We start from the raw sequence: 19,696 nt of genomic DNA on the forward strand, positions 1-19,696 counted from the left end.
GGCATGGGACGGCGCGGGGATGTGTCCCGACCCCGGTATCGCCTTCGAGACCACCATGCCGCGTTCATTCTTTCGCACCCTCCTGATCGCCCTGGTCGCGGTTTCGTCGCTCGTCGCGGCGCCCGCCTTCGCCAAGTCGCGCATCAAGGACATCGTGTCCTTCGAGGGCGTCCGGGAAAACCAGCTGGTCGGCTACGGCATGGTCGTGGGCCTGAACGGCACCGGCGACAGCCTGCGCAACGCGCCGATGACCAAGCAGAGCCTGGAGGCGATGCTTGAGCGCCAGGGCGTCAATGTCCGAGACGCCAATCTGAACACCAAGAACACGGCCACCGTCATGGTCACGGCCAACCTGCCGCCCTTCGCCGCGGCCGGCGCCAAGCTGGACGTCACGGTCTCGGCCCTGGGCGACGCCAAGAGCCTGCTGGGCGGCACCCTGATCGTCACCAGCCTGCAGGGCGCGGACGGCCAGACCTACGCCGTGGCGCAAGGCACCGTGCAGACGGGCTCTGTCTCGGCGGGCGGCGCGTCGGGCAGCTCGGTCACCAAGGGCGTTCCGACCGCGGGCCGCATCGCCGGCGGCGGCATCATCGAGCGCGAGACCGGCTTCCAGATGGTCAATATGGATATTCTCCGTCTGACCCTGCGCAATCCGGACTTCACGACCTCGCGCCGCATCGCCGACGCGATCAACAACCGCTATCCCGGCTGCGCCCAGGCGCAGAACCCGACCATCGTCGCCATCCGCGCCCCGGCCGGCGTCGACATGATCAGCTTCGTCACCGCCATCGAGAACCTGGAAGTCGAGCCGGACGGCCCGGCCAAGGTGGTGATCGACGAAGTGGCCGGCGTGATCGTGATGGGCGACGACGTCCGCATCAGCAAGGTCGCGATCGCCCAGGGCAACCTGACCATCTCGGTCCAGGAGACCCCGGCCGTCAGCCAGCCGGCTCCGTTCAGCCAGGGCCAGACGGCGGTGGTGCCGCAGTCGACGGTCAAGGTAGACGAGGAAAAGGGCAAGAAGCTGATCACGCTGGGCGGCTCGCCGTCGCTGAAGAGCCTGGTGGGCGGGCTGAACGCCCTGGGCGTCACGCCTCGCGACATGATCTCGATCCTGCAGGCCGTGAAGGCCGCCGGGGCCCTGCAAGCCGATATCGAGGTGATGTAATGAGCCTGCTCTCCGCCCTCGCTCCCCAGGTCAACACCATCGCCACCGCGGCCGAGGCCACGGCCAAGACGGCGCGGAACGTGGCCAAGACCGCCCTCGGCGCGGCCGACGAGGCCGCCAAGCGCGCCAAGATCAAGGAAACCGCCCAGAACTTCGAAAGCTCGTTCCTGTCGGTGATGTTCCAGCAGATGTCCGCCGGCGTGAAGACCGACGAGACGTTCGGCGGGGGTCAGGGCGAGGAGATGTTCAAGTCGGTCCTCACCGACGCGATGTCCAAGCAGATCACCAAGGCCGGCGGGATCGGCCTGGCCGCCAGCATCCAGCGCGAGATGCTGAAGATGCAGGGTTTGAAGGAGCAATAGTCCATGGCTCTCGCCGCCGTCGACGCCGATGATCGCGTCACCCAGCTGATCCTGCTGACCGAACGCCTGACCGACCTGATCGCTAAGGAGGCCCAGGCCTTCGAGAGCCGCCGGCCCCACGAGGCCGCGCAGTATGTCGAGGAAACCGCCAAGCTGGCGAACCTCTATCGACATGAGTCGATGCGCGTGAAGGCCAATATCGCCCTCGTGGAGGCCGCTCGTCTTGAGCTGCGCCAACGCTTGATCCGCGCCACCGAGGCTTTCGACGCCGTGCTGGCCCGGCAGGCTCGCGCCGTGAACGCCGCCCGCGTGGTCACCGAGGGTCTGGTCCGCGCCGTGGCCGAGGAGATCGCCAACCAGCGCGCCGCCCCGGCCGCCACCTACGGCGCCGGCGCGATGATGAATGACCGCCCACAGATGGGCGCGGCGATCACCCTCAACCGCAAGGCCTGACTCTTAGATCAACGCGAACACCGCGGCCGGCCGGGTCATGCCGGCCGGGTCGCCAAAGTCGGCCACCGGATATTCGGCCACGACGCGGAGACGTTCGGTCGGCAGGAACTCGCGCCAGGGGTCGCCGATCAGCACCGCCACCCCGGCCGCGCGGCAGCGGTCCAGAAAGGCCAGGACCCGCTCCGCCAGGACGGCGTCGTAGAAGAGGTCGCCGACCAGGACGAAGGCGACGGCGGGCGGATCGCCAGTCGTCAGATCCGCTAGCGTCGCCTCCACGCTCACGCCGTTGGCGGCGGCGTTGAGGCCGATAGCCGCCACCGCGTAGGGATCGACATCCACCGCCCAGGCCGCCCGGGCGCCGGCCAACATGGCGGCGATGGCGACCAGGCCCGAACCCGCCCCAAGATCCAGCACGCGCCGGCCCGCCACGCTTTCGGGACAGTCCAGCAGATGCCGCGCCAGGGCCAGGCCGCCGCCCCACGGCCGGGCCCAGTAGGGCGAACCAAACGCGGGGTCGGCCTTGGCCAGGCGCATCAGCCCGCTCCGGGGACCGGCGGTGTGCAGTCGCACCTCGGGCGCGCCGGGCGCGGGTTCCAGCGGCAGATTGGCTCGAATGAAGGCGGGAATGTCCAGACGTCGCGATCCTTAAAACGATGTTCCCTTGAGCCGCTAACCGAGCGCGATCCCGCGTTCAATGCCGATGGCGTCGAGAAAATCCTCGTCGTGGCTGACCACGAGCAGCGCCCCGTCATAGCCCGACAGCGCCGCCTCGACCGCCTCGATCGAGGCGATGTCCAGATGGTTGGTCGGCTCGTCCAGGATCAGCAGCTGCGGCGGCGAGACGCCGCTCAATACGCAGGCCAGGGCCGCCCGCAGGCGCTCGCCGCCGCTCAGCGTGCCGGCGATCTGGTGCGCGGCGGTGTTGCGGAACAGGAATCGGGCCAGGGCCGCATAAGCGTCGTTTTGGCTGGCGGCGGGGTTCAGGCGGCGGAAGTTCTCGATGATGGTCTGGTCGTCGGCCAGCAACGCCGCCCGCTGGTCGAGCAGCGCCGCGGGGACCGACCGTTTCACCGCGCCCGCCGTGGGCGACAGCGCCCCGGTCGCCAGGCGGATCAAGGTGGTCTTGCCGGTCCCATTGGCGCCCGACACCGCCACCCGCTCGGGGCCGGCGATGCGGAAGGACAGATCCTCGATGATCGGCGGTCCGTCCGGCCAGGCCAAGGCGACCGAGTCGAAGACCAGGACCTCGCGCCCTTCCGGCAGTCCCGAGGGGGGCAGATCGAACCCCAGCGTGCGGGCGCGCTCGACGCGCGCCTCGGCCGACGCCTTGGCCCGGGCCGCCTCGGCCGCCAGCTTATCGGCGAGCTTGCCCTCGCGCCCGCCGCTGTTCTCGGCCCGCTCGGCCAGCGCGCCGAGCAGAATTTTCGGCGTTCCGCCCCGGTCGGCGAACCGGCGGCCGCCCGCGTCGCGGCGATCCTTACGCTCGCGGGCGACCTGGGCCTCGCGGGCGACACGGCGCACCTCCTTCTCCGCGTGGTCGAGATCCCGGCGAGCCGCCTGGGCCTCTTCGGCCCGGCGCTCGGCATAAAGGTCCCAGCCGCCGCCGTAGGACCGCGCGCCGAGCGACGACAGCTCGACGATACGGTCCATGCCGCGCAGCAGCGCCCGGTCATGACTGACCACCACCGCCCCGCCACGCCATCGGGCCAGCACGCGCGACGCCATCTCTCGCGCCGCCGCGTCGAGATTGTTGGTCGGCTCGTCCAGCAGCAGCACGTCGGGTCGGGCGATCAGCAGCCGCGCCAGCCCCGCCCGCGTCGCTTGTCCGCCCGACAGCGACGCGGCCGGTCGCTCGGGATCTAGGCCAGGCAAGCCGACATCGGCCAAGGCCTGCTCAAGCCGCGCGGGCAGGTCCCAGTCGGCGTGGGCGAGGTCGGCCTCGTCGCCCTCGCCTTGCTGGATGCGCGCCAGGCGATCCCAGTCCGGCCCGACGCCCAGCAGGTCGGCCAGCCGCGCGTCGGCCGAGACGTCGGGCGACTGATCCAGGACCCCGACGGTCCCGGTCCGGGCGACGCTTCCCGCCAACGGCGGGCGCACGCCCGCGATCAGCGCCAGCAAGGTCGACTTGCCCGCGCCATTGCGCCCGACCAGACCGATGCGCTCGGCCCCGATCGACAGGTTCAGGTTTTCGAAGAGAAGGCGGCCGTCAGGCGTGGCGGCGGAAACGGAATCCAAGGTGATGAAGGACATGCGAACCCAAGGTCAGGGAAACGGAGAGGACGAAGCGGTCTTCCGTCTTGCTGATCATGGGAGCCTCCATCGAATAGGGACGGCGAATCTAGGCGTTGGCGCGTCGCGCGGCAAGCGGCGCCGGACGGCGCCCTAGCTGGGCGCCATGGTGTGCAGAACGTAGATCAGCGACCCGACGCCGCCGATGAACACCAATCCGTCGATGACGATCGAGCGCGGTTTGCCCGGCTTGAGCGCGTCAAACGCATCCTGCTTGGCTTCCTGTTTAGCGCTTTGGGCCTCGGGCTTGGCCATCGCTCGCTCCTTATCGAGGTCGAGCTTCAGCCCGAACTTGGCCTTTACATCATGCGTGAGCTGAAGAACCCGCTTCCAAACAGGGTTTAGGGAATGCGAACGCCGTTGCGTCCTTTTCGGGCGCGCTCTCCGCACATTGCTGACACCCGCTGTCAGCAGGCGCATCCTCGCGGGCGCGCGACATTTGTTCACACCTTGTTCTTGTGTTAATCCCCGCGCCGAGCCCTACATATAGCCGTTGCGCCGTGAGCCTTCTCATGGCCCGAACGTTCCGGGAAACATGGCTGAACAACTGAACTTCATCCGCGTGCGCGGCGCCCGCGAGCACAATCTCAAGGACGTCAGCGTCGACATCCCGCGCGGCGAGCTCGTCGTGCTGACCGGCCTGTCGGGCTCGGGCAAGTCGTCCCTGGCCTTCGACACGATCTACGCCGAGGGCCAGCGCCGCTATGTGGAGAGTCTGTCGGCCTACGCCCGCCAGTTCCTGGAGCTGATGAGCAAGCCCGACGTCGACCTGATCGAGGGCCTGTCGCCGGCGATCTCGATCGAGCAGAAGACCACCAGCCGCAACCCGCGCTCGACCGTCGGCACGGTGACCGAGATCCACGACTATATGCGCCTGCTGTGGGCGCGGGTCGGGGTCCCCTACTCGCCCGCCACCGGCCTGCCGATCGAGAGCCAGACCATCAGCCAGATGGTCGACAAGATCACCGCCCTGCCCGAAGGCACGCGCCTCTATCTGCTGGCCCCCGTCGTTCGCGATCGCAAGGGCGAGTACAAGAAGGAGATCGCCGAGTGGCAGAAGGCCGGCTTCCAGCGGCTGAAGATCGACGGCGAGTTCTATCCGATCGAGGACGCCCCGGCCCTCGATAAGAAGTTCAAGCACGACATCGACGTGGTCGTGGACCGCGTGGTGACCAAGCCCGACATGGAGCAGCGCCTGGCCGACTCCATCGAGCAGGCCCTGCGCCTGGCCGATGGCCTGGCGGTCGCCGAATTCGCCACCATCGAGGAAGGCGAGAACGAGCCGAGGCGCATCCTGTTTTCGGAACGCTTCGCCTGTCCGGTCAGCGGCTTCACGATCGCCGAGATCGAGCCGCGGCTGTTCTCGTTCAACAATCCGGCGGGCGCCTGCCCGGTCTGCGACGGCCTGGGCGCGAAGCTGGCCTTCGACGCCGACCTCGTCATCCCCGACAAGGACAAGAGCCTGCACAAGGGCGCCGTCGCGCCGTGGGCGAAAGGCCCCTCGCCGCTCTACACCCAGACCCTGCAGGCGCTGGCGCGCCACTACGGCTTCTCGATGGACGAGCCGTGGCACAAGCTATCGCCCGACGCGCGCGACGTGGTGCTGAACGGGTCCAAGGGGACCAAGATCAAGTTCACCTACGACGACAACGCTCGGAAGTACGAGGTCGAGAAACCCTTCGAGGGCGTGCTGCCGAACCTGGAGCGCCGCTGGCGCGAAACGGATAGCTCTTGGGTGCGCGAGGAACTGGGCCGCTACCAGTCCGACACCCCCTGCGAGACCTGCCACGGCAAGCGCTTGAAGCCGGAAGCGCTGGCCGTGAAGGTCGACGGCATGGACATCGCCGAGGTGTCGATGCTGGCCATCCGCCCGGCCCGCGACTGGTTCAGCACGCTGGAAAGCAAGCTGACCGACAAGCAGATGGAGATCGCCCGGCGAATCCTGAAGGAGATCAACGACCGCCTGCGGTTCCTGGTCGATGTCGGTCTCGACTATCTGAACCTGTCGCGCGGCTCGGGCACCCTGTCGGGCGGCGAGAGCCAGCGCATCCGCCTGGCCAGCCAGATCGGCTCGGGCCTGACCGGCGTGCTCTACGTGCTGGACGAGCCGTCGATCGGCCTGCACCAGCGCGACAACACGCGCCTGCTGACCTCGCTGCAGGGCCTGCGGGACCTGGGCAACTCGGTGCTGGTCGTCGAGCATGACGAGGAGGCGATCCTCACCGCCGACTACGTGATCGACATGGGCCCGGCCGCCGGCGTCCACGGCGGCGAGATCGTCGCCGAGGGCACGCCGCAAGAGATCATGGCCAATCCGAAGAGCGTCACCGGTCAGTACCTGACCGGCGCGCGCGAAATCGAGGTGCCGGAGCAGCGCCGGCCGATCAGCAAGAAGAAGGTGCTGAAGGTCGTCGGGGCCTCGGGCAACAACCTGAAAGACGTCACCGCCGAGATCCCGGTCGGGACCTTCACCTGCATCACCGGCGTGTCGGGCGGCGGCAAGTCGACCTTCACGATCGAGACCCTCTACAAGGCCGCCGCGCGCCGTCTAAACAACGCCAGCGACGCTCCCGCCCCGCACGAGCGGATCGAGGGGCTGGAGCACTTCGACAAGGTCATCGACATCGACCAGTCGCCGATCGGCCGGACCCCGCGCTCGAACCCGGCGACCTATACCGGCGCCTTCGGCCCTATCCGCGACTGGTTCGCGGGCCTGCCGGAAAGCAAGGCGCGCGGCTATGGCCCCGGCCGCTTCAGCTTCAACGTCAAGGGCGGCCGCTGCGAGGCCTGCCAGGGCGACGGCGTCATCAAGATCGAGATGCACTTCCTGCCCGACGTCTACGTCACCTGCGACGTCTGCAAGGGCAAGCGCTACAACCGCGAGACCTTGGACGTGGTGTTCAAGGGCAAGACGATCGCCGACGTCCTGGACATGACCGTCGAGGAAGCCGCCGACTTCTTCAAGGCCGTGCCCCCGATCCGCGACAAGATGGAGACCCTCAAGCGCGTCGGCCTCAGCTACATCAAGGTCGGCCAGCAGGCGACGACCCTGTCCGGCGGCGAGGCCCAGCGGGTCAAGCTGTCCAAGGAGCTGTCGCGCCGGGCCACCGGCCGGACGCTCTACATCCTCGACGAACCGACCACCGGCCTGCACTTCGAGGACACCAAGAAGCTGCTCGAGGTGCTGCACGAGCTGGCCGACCAGGGCAACACCGTGGTGGTCATCGAGCATAACCTGGACGTCGTGAAGACCGCCGACTGGCTGATCGACTTCGGTCCCGAGGGCGGCGACGGCGGCGGCCAGATCGTCGCTGTCGGCTCGCCGCAGGACGTGGCCAAGGTCGAGGCCAGCTGGACCGGCCGCTACCTGAAGGAGCTGCTGGACCGCCACGAGGAACGCCGCAAGGCGCGGGTGGCTGAGCTGAAGAAGGCCAAGCGGGCCTAAGCGCCGCGGAACAGCCCCCCGTTCATCGACACCTCGGGACGGGGGACTTGGCCTGGGGCGCGAGCGGCGTCGCCTACCAGCCGCCCTCGCCGGAAACGCCCGCCTCGCGCTCTTTCAGCTCACGATAGATGGACGGCGCGGGGCCAAAGACGATCAAGGTGGTCAGCACATTGATCAGGCCGGAGAACAGCGCCTGGACCACGCCGGCCGGCGTGAAATAGGCGCGCAGCGAGGTCGTGTCGGCGCGCAGCATCTTGCCGGTGGCCGCGAAGTCGCCCGACGCGACCAGGCCGATGGCCGAGACGATGGTCCAGATCAGCAGCACGACGATGATGCTCATCACCGCCGCCAGCAGATAGGCCCCCAGCAGCGGCCAGAAGAGCCCTTCGGTTCGCGGCATCGACTTGAACAGGGTGATCTTGCCGGTGTCGAAGGTGACCGCCGAAGCGAACGACAGGCGCACGGCCAGATAAACGACGCCGCACAACGCCCCAATCAGGCCCAGCAGGGCCAGGAAGGCGCCGGTGGCGCCGCCGAGAGCGCCCAGGAACCCCGAGACGGCCGAGCCCAAGAAAAGCACGCCCATCAGGACGCAGCTGGTCAGCACCCACAGGACCGCCTGCCGCAACTCGGCCGCGCCAAGCCGCAGATAGGCGAAACGGCTCTCGTCGTGACGCAGGATTAGGCGGTTCAGGGCCGCGAAGACCACGCCGTTGACGATCAGGCTGTAGGGCAGCATCCACAGCATCAACGGCGTCAGACCCGAGGCGCGATTGAAGAATTCATCCGGGTCCGGATTGTTCGTATCGGTCATGTAGCTCAGCAGGGCTTCGAGCTTGGGACCGAAGAACTGGATGGCCAGCACGTTCGACGCGATCGACAGCACCGTCATGGCCACCGCCCAGACACCGATCGTCTTCAGGTTCTCCCGCACCAGCCGGAAGCCGGAGAAGGCCGCGTCGGAGGCTGAGAACTTGGACATGACGAACTCACAGAATGGCGAATAGGCCTTGAGGCTAAACAGGTTCGCGCCGCTTCGACAGGGTGGGCGAAGCCTTTTTCGCACGGGCTTGCGGCGTGGGTCGGCGCGCCTCTAACATCCGTTTTAAAATTGGGAGGACACCATGAAGCTCTATGGCGAGGCCATGCCAGCGCCCAATCCTCGGCGCGTGCGGATCTTCCTGGCCGAGAAGGGCTTGTCCGTACCCGAGATCCCGATCGGGCTGCGCCAAGGCGGCCACAAGTCGCCGGAGCATCTGGCGCGCAACAGCCTGGGCCAGGTGCCGGTGCTGGAACTGGACGACGGGACCACGATCAGCGAGACCGTCGCCATCTGCCGCTATTTCGAGGTGCTGCACCCCGAGCCGCCGCTGTTTGGCGTTTCGGCGCTGGAGCAGGCGACGATCGAGATGTGGACGCGCCGGATCGAGCTGCGCCTGACCGTGCCGGTCGGCATGTTCTGGCGCCACGCCCATCCGTTCACGGCGCATCTTCTGAAGCAGAACAAGGAATTTGGAGAGTCGAACCGCGAGGTCGTCGAAAAGATCCAGCTGTGGCTCGATCGCGAACTGGCCGACGGCCGCCCCTATCTGACGGGCGAGACCTACACCATCGCCGACATCGCCGGCCAGACCACCTTGGACTTCGCCGACTTCGTGGGTCTGCCGACGCCGGGCGAGGCCAGGAACGTCATCGCCTGGCGCGAGCGGATGGCGGCAAGGCCCAGCGCGTCGGCCTGAGCGCCCCTTCAGGGGTGCAGGCCGGCGTCGATCTCGTCCTGGTTCAAGTGGGCGAAGGCCTTGGCGGGGGCGGCGGCGAGGATCACGGCTTGAAGGGTCAGGAACACCGGCGCCAGCAACAGATTGGCCAGCAAGGTCAGGATCAGGCCGGCGTTGACGCCCGCTGCTCGCACATTGACGCCGCCGCCCAACAGACCGGCGACGATGCTCGACACCGTCGCGCCGATGATCGAGACGATCGCGCTCATCACGATCGTCATGACGAACATCCCCAGCAGCCGGAAGAACTGACCGTGGGTCTGGATCCAGGCGGCGCGGATGTCGATGTGATGGTGCGAAAAGGCGTGCGGACCCAACAGCGACAGCCGTACGCCCACCCAGAGCGACAGGCCGATAACCGCCAGCGTGCCCACCGTTCCGAACCAGTTGGCCGCCGGACCGGACAGCAGCGAGGTCCCCATCACCACCGCGCCGGACGGGATGACGGTGACGATCAGGGCGGCCGCCCAGGTGATCAGCGAGACCACCAAGAGCTGCACCTCTTCCTTGCCGACGCGAAGATAGGCGAAGCGGTCATTGGCCGGTTCGATCACAGAGCGGATGATCGCCGCCGAGAGCACCGAACCCAACAGCAGGGCCAGCGCGATGAGCAGCACCATGGCGCCGCCCAGATGGGTCACGAGGTCCAGGATTTCGCGGGGGTCCGCCGAGCCGGCGCGTCCGGCCAGCACCTCAAGCCCCTCCTTGCCCAGAACGATCTTGGCCACGAGGCCCAGGACCGGCAGCATGACGAGCGAGAACACCGCCCAGGCCAGCACGACGGTCGGCTTGCGCCGCATGATCCGAAGGCCTTCGGTGGCCGCTTCGACGGGACGAACAGACATCTAGGCGTCCTGTATGACCGCGCTCTGGCGGTAGATATGGGTCAGGGCGCCCGCCAGGACGGGCGCCAGATACAAATAGGTCATCATGGCGACGATCGCCGCCAGAAGCCCGTCGGCACGCGGGAGGCTCGCGCCAACCAAGCCTCTGACCGCGAGCGGCGGCAAGGCCAGCGCCAAGACGGCGACTAGAAGCGTCGCAACACGGCCTTTTGTCAGGGGAAAGGCGCTCAACACCCGCACGCCCGACTGATCGACCGTGGCCGGCGCCGCCAGCGCCAGGCGCAGGGCCAGCCAGACCAGCAACGCCAGAGACGCCACGGGCGCCAGACCCGCGATGAGGCCGGCGGGACCGGCGGAGGCCAGCGCCTGACGCCACGCGCTGGCCGAGCCGACGTCCAGATCAGGCGCGCTGGCGCGGGCGACGCCCAGGGCGATCGCCCCGACCACCACCAGCAGGATCGAGCCGATCAGCAGGATCAGGCCCAACGTCATGACGTGCGCGCCCAGAAGCCGCCACTCGTCGCGCCCCCATCGCAGACCCTTGAGGCCCGGGGCCCGTCCGAAGGCCCGGCGATAAAGCGCGCCCTGCGCGATCACCGTCGCGACGACCAGCGCCAAGGTCTTGATCGCGGGCGGCAGGGCCGTGGCCAGAACGGTCAGGACGATGGCGGCCAGCAGCGCCGCCCAGCAGGCGTTGATCGAAGCCCCGAGGTCGGAATAGCCCGCGCGGAGCGCCGCGCCGACGTTCGCCGATCCCTCCGTCATCCGATCAAATCCCCTTCCCGCCACAGCGCTGCGAGTCACCGCCCCACCCGGCAATCTAGGGCCTCGCGGACCGTCTGGCGATGGCGGCGCGGCCCCGCGCGCGCATTTCGATCCGGCGTTACGTCAGAGCCACGCCGTCTCGCGCGGGCGGGCCAGGGCGCGGTGAATGAACGCCCAGGGCGCGTAGAAAACCGCCTGCGCCACCGCGCCGAACAGCGCCACGACAACGCCCAGCGACGTCAGCCACGGCCACAGCGCGCGCAGGATCTCGATCGGCGGCCGGCGGAACAACGCGTCCAAATTGGCCGAGCCTTGCAGCGCCGCCAGCGACCCGCCGCCCGCCATGACGACGCCGCCGATCAGCCCGGCCAGCAACATTTCCATCACCACCAGGAACAGGATGACCAGCAAGGCCACGCCTAGCAGCCTCCACGTCTGCCCCTTGGTCAGATCCCAAGACTCGAACAGGCGAAACTGGTTGTCGGCGAAGCTCATCGGACCGGCCATGGACAGACGCAGCGCCACCCAGATCACAAGGACCACGGCGATCGCGCCGCCGACGCCGGCGACGGCGATCGCGCCGCCCGTTTGATGATCCCCCGCGCCCACCGCCGCGATCGCCGCCACCACGGCGATGACCAGGGCCATGACGAAGACCGCGATAAACAACAGCACCTGCTCGACCAGCATCACCAGCGCCAGCCACATCTCCCGCGACCCGATGCGCAGATAGGCCCAGGCGGCCTTCTCCGGCGTCAGCACGGCGCGGAACGCCGCGCCGCAGAACACCGCCTTCACGAAGGTCGACCACAGCCAGTAGAGCATGTTGAAGCCGGTCAGGCCGGAATTCAGCCGCATCATCCGATCCAGGGCTTCGGGATCGCCGGCCTGCCCTTTCTGTTGGGCCGCCAACTGCATGATCTCGACGAACCTCGGTCCCAGCATCGCGATGCACAGCAGGGCGGGCAGCACCAGCGCCGCGACCAGCGCGATCGCCCAGCCCGCCACGACCAGCGGCCTGCGACCGACGATCCCGAAGCCGGCCGTCGCCGCCTCGGTCACGGAAAACCTAGCCATGTTCCCTCCCACGCCGTCCAGCGCGAAGCGCCCGGCTCCGCTCGCGAGCCTACACGCAGGTTTCGCGAAACGACAGCGGGGGGTATAGGGCGCGGCCATGACCACGAACTCGACCTATCAGCCCGTCCACGTCGTCGGCGGGGGCCTGGCCGGCTCCGAAGCCGCCTGGCAGATCGCCCAGAGCGGCGTGCCGGTGATCCTGCACGAGATGCGCAAGGACGACGCCACGGGCAAAGTCACGACGGACGCCCACCAGACCGACGGCCTGGCCGAGATGGTCTGCTCGAATTCGTTCCGCTCCGACGACTGGCAGTTCAACGCCGTGGGCCTGCTGCACGCGGAAATGCGCAAGCTGGGCAGCCTGATCATGAGCTGCGCCGACCAGCACCAGGTGCCGGCCGGCGGCGCCCTGGCCGTGGACCGCGACGGCTTCTCGGCCGAGGTCACCAAGCGCCTGTCACAGCACCCGCTGGTCACGATCGTCCGCGAGGAGATCGCCGGCCTTCCGCCCGCCGAATGGGACAATGTCGTCGTCGCCACCGGCCCCCTCACCTCGCCGGCTCTCGCCCAGGCGATCCTGGAGATGACTGGCGAAGGCCAGCTCAGCTTCTTCGACGCCATCGCGCCGATCATCCACTTCGAGTCCATCAACATGGACGTCGCGTGGCGCCAGTCGCGCTACGACAAGGAAGGCCCCGGCGGCGACGCGGCCGCCTACATCAACTGCCCGATGAACAAGGCGCAGTACGAGGCCTTCATCGACGCCCTGCTGGCCGGTCCCAAGTCCGAGTTCAAGGAGTGGGAGAACGTTCCCTATTTCGACGGCTGCCTGCCGATCGAGGTGATGGCCGAGCGCGGTCGCGAGACCCTGCGCCACGGCCCGATGAAGCCGGTGGGCCTGACCAATCCGCGCGATCCGACCGTCAAGTCCTACGCCATCGTCCAGCTGCGCCAGGACAACGCGCTGGGCACGCTGTGGAACATGGTCGGCTTCCAGACCAAGCTGAAGCACGGCGTCCAGGCCGAGACCTTCCGAATGATCCCGGGCCTGGAGAACGCCCAATTCGCGCGTCTGGGCGGCCTTCACCGCAACACCTTCATCAATTCGCCGAAGCTTCTGGACAAGTCGCTGCGGATGAAGGTCCAGCCGCGCCTTCGGTTCGCCGGCCAGGTCACGGGCGTCGAGGGCTATGTCGAGAGCGCCGCCATGGGCCTTCTGACAGGCCGCTTCGCCGCCGCCGACCGCAAGGGCGCGCCGATCGACGCGCCGCCCCCGACCACCGCCCTGGGCGCTCTGGTCGAGCACATCACCGGCGGCCACCTCGAAGGGGGCAGCTTCCAGCCGATGAACATCAACTACGGCCTGCTGCCGCCGCTGGAGGCGCCGAAGGTCGACGAGGATGGCAAGAAGATTCCGCTGAAGGAACGCGGGCGCGCCAAGAAGCGGTTGATGAGCCTTCGGGCGCTGAAGGACCTCGAGACCTGGATGGGGGCCTAGGGTCTGGACTCAATCGGCGTCCACCAAATGACGGCGGCAGCGAGCTGTACGGCGGATAAGAAGTTGTCGGCTCGCTTGTCGTATCGGGTGGCGATGCGGCGGAAGTCTTTCAAGCGACAGAACATTCGCTCGACGGTGTTGCGGCGACGATAGGCGACCGCGTCGTAGGCGTGAGGATGCTTGCGGGTCGGGTTTGGCGGAATGACCGGTTCACAGCCGCGCTGGACGAGCCAGTCCCGCAGCTTGCGGGCGTCATAAGCGCGGTCAGCCAGAAGTTGGCGCGGCGTGGGAGCCAGCTTGAACAGAGCGGCGGCTCCCACCAGGTCGTGCGTGTTGCCCGCCGTCAGGGCCAGCGCCCGGGGTCGGCCCAGATCATCGGTCAGTGCGTGGATTTTCGTCGTCCGGCCGCCGCGGGAGGCTCCGATAGCGTTGTTGAAGGCCCCCCTTTTGCGCCGCCCGCCGAGCGGTGCGCCTTGACGTAGGTCGCATCCACCGCGCCCGTCACCACGTCGCTCTTGCTCGTCAGAGCATAGAAGATCTCGCTCCAGACGCCCTGTCGGCTCCAGCGGTTGAAGCGGTTGTAGATGGTCGTGTACGGCCCATACTCGGCTGGACAGCAGCGCCAGGGCGCGCCCGAACGCAGCATGTGCACGATCCCGCTGACGACCCTTCGATCGTCAACACGGTGAGCCCCGCTACGACCTCTCGGCAAATGCGGCTCGATAGCCGCCCACTCCGCGTCCGATAACCAATAGATCTGCTTGCGCTTCGACATCCGGGGCAACCTCCCGGAATCTTGGAATCAGAACCCGACGCAACGCGCAACCTGATTGAGTACGGACCCTAAAGCGCTTCCCGAGCCCCGGCCGGGCGACGCACGCCGCGCGTGGCCGGGTCCTGCGGAAAGAAGCGAAAGCCCTTTAGGACGAGCTTGATCGCTTCCCAATGGATGGCGACCATCACGCCGATCACCTGCCAGGGATGGGTGGCCAGGGCCCGCCAGATCGCGCCGTCGGTCAGGTCGCGCCGCGTTCCCGAAAAGGTCGCGGCCAGCACGACGCCCTCGGAGTCCAAAACGTCGACGCCGACGTGCACGGTCTCGCCCGGCGGCGCGATCTCGAAGCCGTAGCGCAGGTCCATCGGCAGGAACGGTGAGACATAGAAGACCTTCGTCCGCGCGCCCTGATCAAGCCGGTCTCCCCGCGCCTCGCCGGCGGGCAGGACGTAGTCGTGACGTTGGCCGAACGTGTTGCGCACCGCGTGGACGGTCGCGACCAGCCGCCCTTCGGCGTCGTGGCAGAAGAAGACGCTCAAGGGATTGAAGCCCTTGCCGAGGATGCGCGGCATGGCCAGCACGCTGATCCGCGCGCCCTCCGGCGCAAGGCCGCTGGCGTCGAGCTTGGCCAGCACCACGTCCTTCAGCGACGCCGACGGATCGTCGAGGTGGTCGCGGTCATGAAAGCCGAGCAGGTTGAACCGCCCGCGCGAGAACCGCTTGAGCCTGGCGTCCAGGGCGTCGATCTCGTCCAGGTCCAGCAGCAGCATGAACACGCGATAGCGCAGGCTATGCCGCCGGGGCCGCGCGCGGTCATGGGTCACCAGGCCGGCATAGAGCGCCGAGCGAAAGGTCACGCCACCAGTTCCTCTTGCGGCTCGATCGCCCGGTCGTCGAGGAAGATGCGCCCCGATGGATCGGGCAGCACCCACGGACGGTGCACGCCGCCCAGCCGCTCGGCGACCGCGAGTCCCGCCTGCAGGCCGTCCTCGTGGAAGCCCGATCCGAAATAGGCGCCGCAGTACCAGGTCCGCCGCCGGCCCTGCAGGGACCACAGACGCCGTTGCGCCAGCATGGCCGGACCGTCGAACAACGGATGCTCGTAGACCTGGTCGTACAGGACCTCGCTAGGGGCCTGCTCGGGATTCAGGGTCAGGAAGAACGCCTTGTCCTTCGGAAGCGGCTGCAGCAGATTCATCCAGTAGGTCACGCCGCCATCGCCGCCGCGATGGCCGACATGGTTCCAGCTGGCCCAGGCCGAGCGGCGACGCGGCATGGCGCGCGCGTCGCGGTGCAGCACCGCGCGATTGCGGCTGTAGCGGAAGCTGCCCAGCAGCTCGGTTTCCTCGGCGGAGGGCGAGGCCAGCATCCTCAGCGCCTGGTCGGCGTGCGCGGCGATGACGACCTGATCGAAAGTCCGCGACTCGCCGGTCGCGTCCTCGATCGCGACGCCGTCCCGCTCGCGCCGGATCGACGTCACCGGCCGTCCGGTCAGGATTTCGCCCGAAACGCCGGCGGCCAGCTTCTCGACATAGCGAGCGCTGCCGCCAACCACCGTCCGCCAGATCGGCCGCTTGTCGATCGGCAGCATCAGGCCGTGATTGTCGAAGAAACGCAGCAGGGCGGCGGCGGGAAACTCGCGAATGTCGCGCAGCGAGGCCGACCAGATCGCCGCCGCCTGGGGCAGCAGGTGGTCCTCCTGAAAGGCGCGTCCGAAACCCTGCTGGCGCAGATAGTCGTCCAGCCGGCACAGACCGCCGCTCTCCAGCTCGGGCGGGATGCGCCGGCCGTCGCGGTAGAAGCGCATGACGTCCATCAGCATCTTGAGGAAGCGCGGGTTCACCGCGTTGCGCTTCTGGGCCAGCAGGTTGGTGCTCGAATATTCCAGCGCGCCGTCGTCCAGAGAGACGCCGAACGACATGTCCGTGGGCGCGGTCTCGACGTCCAGATGCCGGAACAGCGCGGTGAGGTTCGGATAGTTCGGCTCGTTGTAGACGATGAAGCCGGTGTCGACCGCATCGCCTTCGACGGTCACCGTGTGGGCATGGCCGCCCAGCCGGGCGTCGGCCTCGTAAAGGGTCACGTCGTGACGGCGAGACAAGAGCCAGGCGGCCGACAGGCCCGAGATCCCGGAACCGACGACGGCGATGGACTGGCGAGCAACGGCGGTGACCAAGGAAGCGCTCCGGATAGGTTTCGCAGGAAGTTACGGCGCGAGTGGGCTGATGGACGCATCCGGAAACACGGCTTCGCCGTACCTTGATCCGAAACCAAGGACGAGCCTCGGCATGACCCTCATACGCCTCGCCGGCGGGACCCTCGCGACCGCCGGAACCATGCTGGCGCTGGACGCCGCGTGGCTGATGAGCATGACGCCGCGCTTCTACAAGCCGCGCCTGGGCGGGCTGATGGCGGAGACGCCCTCGCTGGCGCCGGCCGTGGCCTTCTACCTGCTGTATGTGGTGGCGATCGTCGCCCTGGCGGTGCTGCCGGCGATGGACGGCGGCTGGAGTCGCCTGCTGGGCAACGCCGCCCTGCTCGGCCTGACCGCCTACGGGACCTATGACCTGACCAATCAGGCGACGCTGAAGGGCTGGCCCCTGTCCGTCACGCTCGCCGACATGGCCTGGGGCGTCGCGGCGACCACCGCGGCGGCCTGCGCCGGCTATGTGGCGCTGCTGCGCCTCGGCGCCTAGGTCGGCGGACATGAGCCGCTTGTGGGGAGCCCAGCATGGACGCTGACACGAGCCGCGCCTTGCTGTCGCGCGCCATCCATCGCGTGGCCCAACGCGATCATGATGCGCTGAAATACGTCTATCGGCATACCTCCGCGAAACTGTTCGGCGTCTGCCTCCGTATCTTGAACGACCGCGAGGAGGCGGAAGACGTGCTTCAGGACGTGTATCTCACCGTTTGGAACAGGGCCGATCGCTTCGACCAGGAGAGGGCCAGCCCGATCACCTGGCTGGTCAGCATCGCCCGCAATCGTTCCATCGATCGGCTCCGCAAGCGGGGCGGCCGGGTGATCGCCGACGTCGAGGAGGCCGAGGCCCTGGCCGATGGCGCGCCGCTGGCCTCGACCCTGCTCGAGGACGAGGACGACCGTCGCCGCCTGGAGGGCTGTATCGACCAGCTGGATCCTCGGCACGCCGGCGCCCTGCGCACCGCCTTCTTCGAGGGCGTGACCTATGACGCCCTGGCCCAGGCGCTGAAAGTGCCGCTGGGCACCATGAAAAGCTGGATCCGGCGCAGCCTGATCAGCCTGCGCGGATGTCTCGAAGCATGACCGACATTGCCTCCTACGACGGCGATGAACGCCCCCTGGCCGGTGAATACGTGCTGGGCGTGCTGGACGCCGATGAACGCGCCCAGGCTCAGGCGCGTATCGCCGCCGAACCGGCCTTCGCCCGGGCCGTGGCCTGGTGGGAGAACCGCCTTGCCCATCTCGCCGCCCGCGTCGCGCCGGTCGAGCCGCCGGCGACCGTATGGCCGCGCATCGCCAATCTGATCGGCGCGACCGAGACGCCGAAGCGCTCGGCCTGGAACAGCCTGGGACTTTGGCGCGGCGCGTCCCTGGGCGCCTTCGCCCTGGCGGCGGCTAGCGTCGTGGCTTTGATCGTCACGCCGCGCCCGGCGCCGACGCCCACGCCCGCGCCGGCCGCGACCGAGGTGGCGGTGATCAACAACCCCGCCACCCAGCGCCCCGCCCTGGTGGCGACCCTCGACCGCGCGGCCGACAAGCTGATCCTGACGCCCGTGTCGATCGCTCTGCCCAACAAGCGCGACGCGGAGTTGTGGATCATCCCCGAGGGCCGCAAGCCGATCTCGCTGGGCGTGATCCCGCGCGACGCCCAGACCCGCGTCGCCCTGCCCGCCGGCCTGCGCGGCCCGTCGGCCTACACCGCCACGCTCGCCGTCAGCGACGAACCGCTGGGCGGCTCCCCGACGGGCGCGCCGACGGGACAGATCCGCGCGGCGGGCAAGTTCCAGCGAATGGCCGGTTAGCGGAGCCTTCCGGGCGGAGATGCGTTCGGGCGGGATGACGCATGTCCTGACCTGGCTTTCCGACTCCGCCTGGCTGCTCGGCTGGGCGCCGCCGTGGCTGGTCAGCCTGATCCTCATCGCCTTGGCCGTAGCCTTGGCGCTTTTGGCGCATGGCGTGGCGGTCAGGGTGGTTCGCCATGGGATCAAGCAGCACGACGCCTTCTGGCAGGCGCTAATCGCGCGGACCCGGCGACCGACGCGACTGGCGATCATCGTCGCGGCCCTGGGTCCTGCGGTGACGGCATCGCCGCTGACGCCCGGTCAGGCGGACGCGGCGCGCCACGGGCTGCTGGTGCTGTTCATCTTGCTGATCGGCTGGATGGCCATGACCGCGTTGGATATCGGGGCGGCGCTCTATCTGCGCGGCTTCAAGGTTGACGTCGAGGATAACCTCCTGGCCCGCAAGCACGTGACCCAGGTGCGAATCCTACGGCGCGCGGTGGCCATTCTGGTCGGGATTTTCACCCTGGCCTTAGCCCTGATGACCATTCCAGGCGTCAAGCAGTGGGGCGTGAGCCTGTTGGCGGCCGGCGGCGCGGCGAGCGTAATCGTCGGTCTGGCGCTGCAGCCGCTGCTGACCAACCTGATCGCCGGCATCCAGATCGCCGTGACCCAGCCGATCCGCATCGACGACGCCGTGATCGTCGAGAAGGAATGGGGGAATATCGAGGAGATCAACGCCACCTACGTCGTCGTGCGCCTGTGGGACTGGCGACGGATGGTGCTGCCGCTCAGCTACTTCATCCAGACGCCGTTCCAGAACTGGACACGCGAGAGCGCCGCCCTGATCGGCACGGCCATGCTCTATGTAGATCCCGCCGCGCCGGTCGACAGGCTACGCGCCAAGCTGGAGGAAATCGCCCGCGCCTCGCCGCGCTGGGACGGAAAGGTCGTCAATCTGGCCGTCACCGATATCACCGCCGAGGTCATGGAGATCCGCTGCCTGGTCAGCGCGCGCAACGCGCCGACGACCTTCGATCTGCGCTGCGAGGTGCGCGAGAAAATGATGGCCTTCTTGCGCGACGAGCTGCCGGAAGCCTTTCCGCGCCGCCGGCTGGCCTTGGCGGGCGGCGAAGCGTGAGCCATCCGGCCTTCCACAAGTAAGAGAATTATGACTTAACAGGAGGCGCCGCCGTCCGCGCATGGCGCGTGGGCGGGCGCCTGGGCGAGAACTTCGCCATTCGGCGCTTGTCGCGG

21 protein-coding genes are annotated in these 19,696 nt (G+C 68.2%); 10 read left to right on the forward strand and 11 right to left on the reverse strand.

What is annotated here, in order from left to right:
• Nucleotides 1–55 precede the first annotated feature (55 nt).
• From FCU40_RS09415 to FCU40_RS09425, 3 genes are read left to right on the forward strand one after another with little or no spacing between them, the layout of a single operon-like run.
• Complete coding sequence (locus FCU40_RS09415) at nucleotides 56–1,168, forward strand: flagellar basal body P-ring protein FlgI (protein ID WP_035017698.1); 1,113 nt, start codon at nucleotides 56–58, stop codon at nucleotides 1,166–1,168.
• Nucleotides 1,168–1,530 (forward strand): rod-binding protein, encoded by a 363-nt coding sequence (locus FCU40_RS09420; RefSeq protein ID WP_168074551.1) that lies wholly within the window; start codon nucleotides 1,168–1,170, stop codon nucleotides 1,528–1,530. The genes FCU40_RS09415 and FCU40_RS09420 overlap by 1 nt, the downstream gene beginning before the upstream one ends.
• A 3-nt stretch (nucleotides 1,531–1,533) precedes the next feature.
• On the forward strand, nucleotides 1,534–1,983 hold the full coding sequence (locus FCU40_RS09425; protein ID WP_004623215.1) for a hypothetical protein: 450 nt from the start codon (nucleotides 1,534–1,536) through the stop codon (nucleotides 1,981–1,983).
• Between the two features lie 3 nt (nucleotides 1,984–1,986).
• On the opposite strand, the gene FCU40_RS09430 is transcribed toward FCU40_RS09425, so the two are convergent.
• From FCU40_RS09430 to FCU40_RS09445, 4 genes are all read right to left on the reverse strand, one after another.
• Entirely contained in the window at nucleotides 1,987–2,553 is a 567-nt protein-coding gene (locus FCU40_RS09430; RefSeq protein WP_241693582.1) for a 50S ribosomal protein L11 methyltransferase, read from the reverse strand.
• Nucleotides 2,554–2,652: 99 nt separating this feature from the next.
• The gene (locus FCU40_RS09435; protein WP_168074552.1) at nucleotides 2,653–4,233 is read right to left on the reverse strand and encodes an ABC-F family ATP-binding cassette domain-containing protein; all 1,581 of its coding nucleotides are present in this window, start codon (nucleotides 4,231–4,233) and stop codon (nucleotides 2,653–2,655) included.
• Nucleotides 4,190–4,303, reverse strand: a complete 114-nt coding sequence (locus FCU40_RS09440) for a hypothetical protein (RefSeq protein WP_106404409.1) — start codon at nucleotides 4,301–4,303, stop codon at nucleotides 4,190–4,192. The genes FCU40_RS09435 and FCU40_RS09440 overlap by 44 nt, the downstream gene beginning before the upstream one ends.
• 62 nt (nucleotides 4,304–4,365) lie before the next feature.
• Nucleotides 4,366–4,527 carry a hypothetical protein gene (locus FCU40_RS09445; RefSeq protein ID WP_168074553.1) on the reverse strand — a complete coding sequence of 54 codons (162 nt, stop codon included), beginning with the start codon at nucleotides 4,525–4,527 and terminating at the stop codon, nucleotides 4,366–4,368.
• A 280-nt stretch (nucleotides 4,528–4,807) separates the two neighbouring features.
• On the opposite strand from FCU40_RS09445, the gene uvrA reads away from it, so the two are divergent.
• Nucleotides 4,808–7,717, forward strand: coding sequence for an excinuclease ABC subunit UvrA (gene uvrA / locus FCU40_RS09450; RefSeq protein WP_168074554.1), 2,910 nt, complete (start codon nucleotides 4,808–4,810; stop codon nucleotides 7,715–7,717).
• 73 nt (nucleotides 7,718–7,790) lie between these two features.
• On the opposite strand, the gene FCU40_RS09455 is transcribed toward uvrA, so the two are convergent.
• Nucleotides 7,791–8,699 (reverse strand): hypothetical protein, encoded by a 909-nt coding sequence (locus FCU40_RS09455; protein ID WP_168074555.1) that lies wholly within the window; start codon nucleotides 8,697–8,699, stop codon nucleotides 7,791–7,793.
• A gap of 142 nt (nucleotides 8,700–8,841) precedes the next feature.
• Between FCU40_RS09455 and FCU40_RS09460 the strand changes: the two genes are divergently transcribed.
• Nucleotides 8,842–9,456 carry a glutathione S-transferase gene (locus FCU40_RS09460; RefSeq protein ID WP_168074556.1) on the forward strand — a complete coding sequence of 205 codons (615 nt, stop codon included), beginning with the start codon at nucleotides 8,842–8,844 and terminating at the stop codon, nucleotides 9,454–9,456.
• A gap of 8 nt (nucleotides 9,457–9,464) precedes the next feature.
• Here the strand turns inward: FCU40_RS09460 and FCU40_RS09465 are convergent, their stop codons facing one another.
• The 3 genes from FCU40_RS09465 to FCU40_RS09475 form a co-directional block, all read right to left on the reverse strand.
• Complete coding sequence (locus FCU40_RS09465) at nucleotides 9,465–10,340, reverse strand: hypothetical protein (RefSeq protein ID WP_168074557.1); 876 nt, start codon at nucleotides 10,338–10,340, stop codon at nucleotides 9,465–9,467.
• Nucleotides 10,341–11,105: a hypothetical protein gene (locus tag FCU40_RS09470; RefSeq protein ID WP_168074558.1), complete on the reverse strand. Its 765-nt coding sequence runs from the start codon at nucleotides 11,103–11,105 to the stop codon at nucleotides 10,341–10,343.
• Nucleotides 11,106–11,228: 123 nt separating this feature from the next.
• Nucleotides 11,229–12,182 (reverse strand): hypothetical protein, encoded by a 954-nt coding sequence (locus tag FCU40_RS09475; protein WP_168074559.1) that lies wholly within the window; start codon nucleotides 12,180–12,182, stop codon nucleotides 11,229–11,231.
• Between the two features lie 97 nt (nucleotides 12,183–12,279).
• Between FCU40_RS09475 and trmFO the strand changes: the two genes are divergently transcribed.
• A complete protein-coding gene (gene trmFO, locus FCU40_RS09480; protein ID WP_168074561.1) occupies nucleotides 12,280–13,680 on the forward strand; it encodes a methylenetetrahydrofolate--tRNA-(uracil(54)-C(5))-methyltransferase (FADH(2)-oxidizing) TrmFO in 1,401 nt (466 codons plus the stop codon).
• Here the strand turns inward: trmFO and FCU40_RS09485 are convergent.
• The 3 genes from FCU40_RS09485 to FCU40_RS09495 form a co-directional block, all read right to left on the reverse strand.
• Nucleotides 13,677–14,455, reverse strand: a protein-coding gene (locus tag FCU40_RS09485; RefSeq protein WP_206677323.1) for an IS5 family transposase whose coding sequence is annotated in 2 segments (ribosomal slippage) — nucleotides 13,677–14,110 and nucleotides 14,110–14,455 — 780 coding nt in all. Because the reading frame shifts where the segments join, the coding sequence is not laid out codon by codon here. The two genes, trmFO and FCU40_RS09485, sit on opposite strands and share 4 nt — an antisense overlap.
• Before the next feature lie 68 nt (nucleotides 14,456–14,523).
• Nucleotides 14,524–15,312 carry a DUF1365 domain-containing protein gene (locus FCU40_RS09490; RefSeq protein WP_168074565.1) on the reverse strand — a complete coding sequence of 263 codons (789 nt, stop codon included), beginning with the start codon at nucleotides 15,310–15,312 and terminating at the stop codon, nucleotides 14,524–14,526.
• Nucleotides 15,309–16,631: an NAD(P)/FAD-dependent oxidoreductase gene (locus FCU40_RS09495; protein ID WP_168074567.1), complete on the reverse strand. Its 1,323-nt coding sequence runs from the start codon at nucleotides 16,629–16,631 to the stop codon at nucleotides 15,309–15,311. Before FCU40_RS09495 ends, FCU40_RS09490 begins: the two co-directional genes overlap by 4 nt.
• Before the next feature lie 112 nt (nucleotides 16,632–16,743).
• Here FCU40_RS09495 and FCU40_RS09500 point away from each other — a divergent pair, with 112 nt between their 5' ends.
• Genes FCU40_RS09500 through FCU40_RS09515 form a run of 4 tightly spaced genes read left to right on the forward strand, consistent with a single transcriptional unit; the run spans nucleotide 16,744 to nucleotide 19,580 of the window.
• Nucleotides 16,744–17,151 (forward strand): DUF2177 family protein, encoded by a 408-nt coding sequence (locus tag FCU40_RS09500; RefSeq protein ID WP_168074569.1) that lies wholly within the window; start codon nucleotides 16,744–16,746, stop codon nucleotides 17,149–17,151.
• Nucleotides 17,152–17,186: 35 nt separating this feature from the next.
• Entirely contained in the window at nucleotides 17,187–17,741 is a 555-nt protein-coding gene (locus FCU40_RS09505; protein ID WP_168074571.1) for a sigma-70 family RNA polymerase sigma factor, read from the forward strand.
• Entirely contained in the window at nucleotides 17,738–18,460 is a 723-nt protein-coding gene (locus FCU40_RS09510) for an anti-sigma factor (RefSeq protein WP_168074573.1), read from the forward strand. The genes FCU40_RS09505 and FCU40_RS09510 overlap by 4 nt, the downstream gene beginning before the upstream one ends.
• A 34-nt stretch (nucleotides 18,461–18,494) precedes the next feature.
• Complete coding sequence (locus FCU40_RS09515; protein WP_168074575.1) at nucleotides 18,495–19,580, forward strand: mechanosensitive ion channel family protein; 1,086 nt, start codon at nucleotides 18,495–18,497, stop codon at nucleotides 19,578–19,580.
• Nucleotides 19,581–19,696 lie beyond the last annotated feature (116 nt).

This window comes from Caulobacter sp. SSI4214 (assembly GCF_012184455.1).
Lineage (GTDB): Bacteria > Pseudomonadota > Alphaproteobacteria > Caulobacterales > Caulobacteraceae > Caulobacter > Caulobacter vibrioides_E.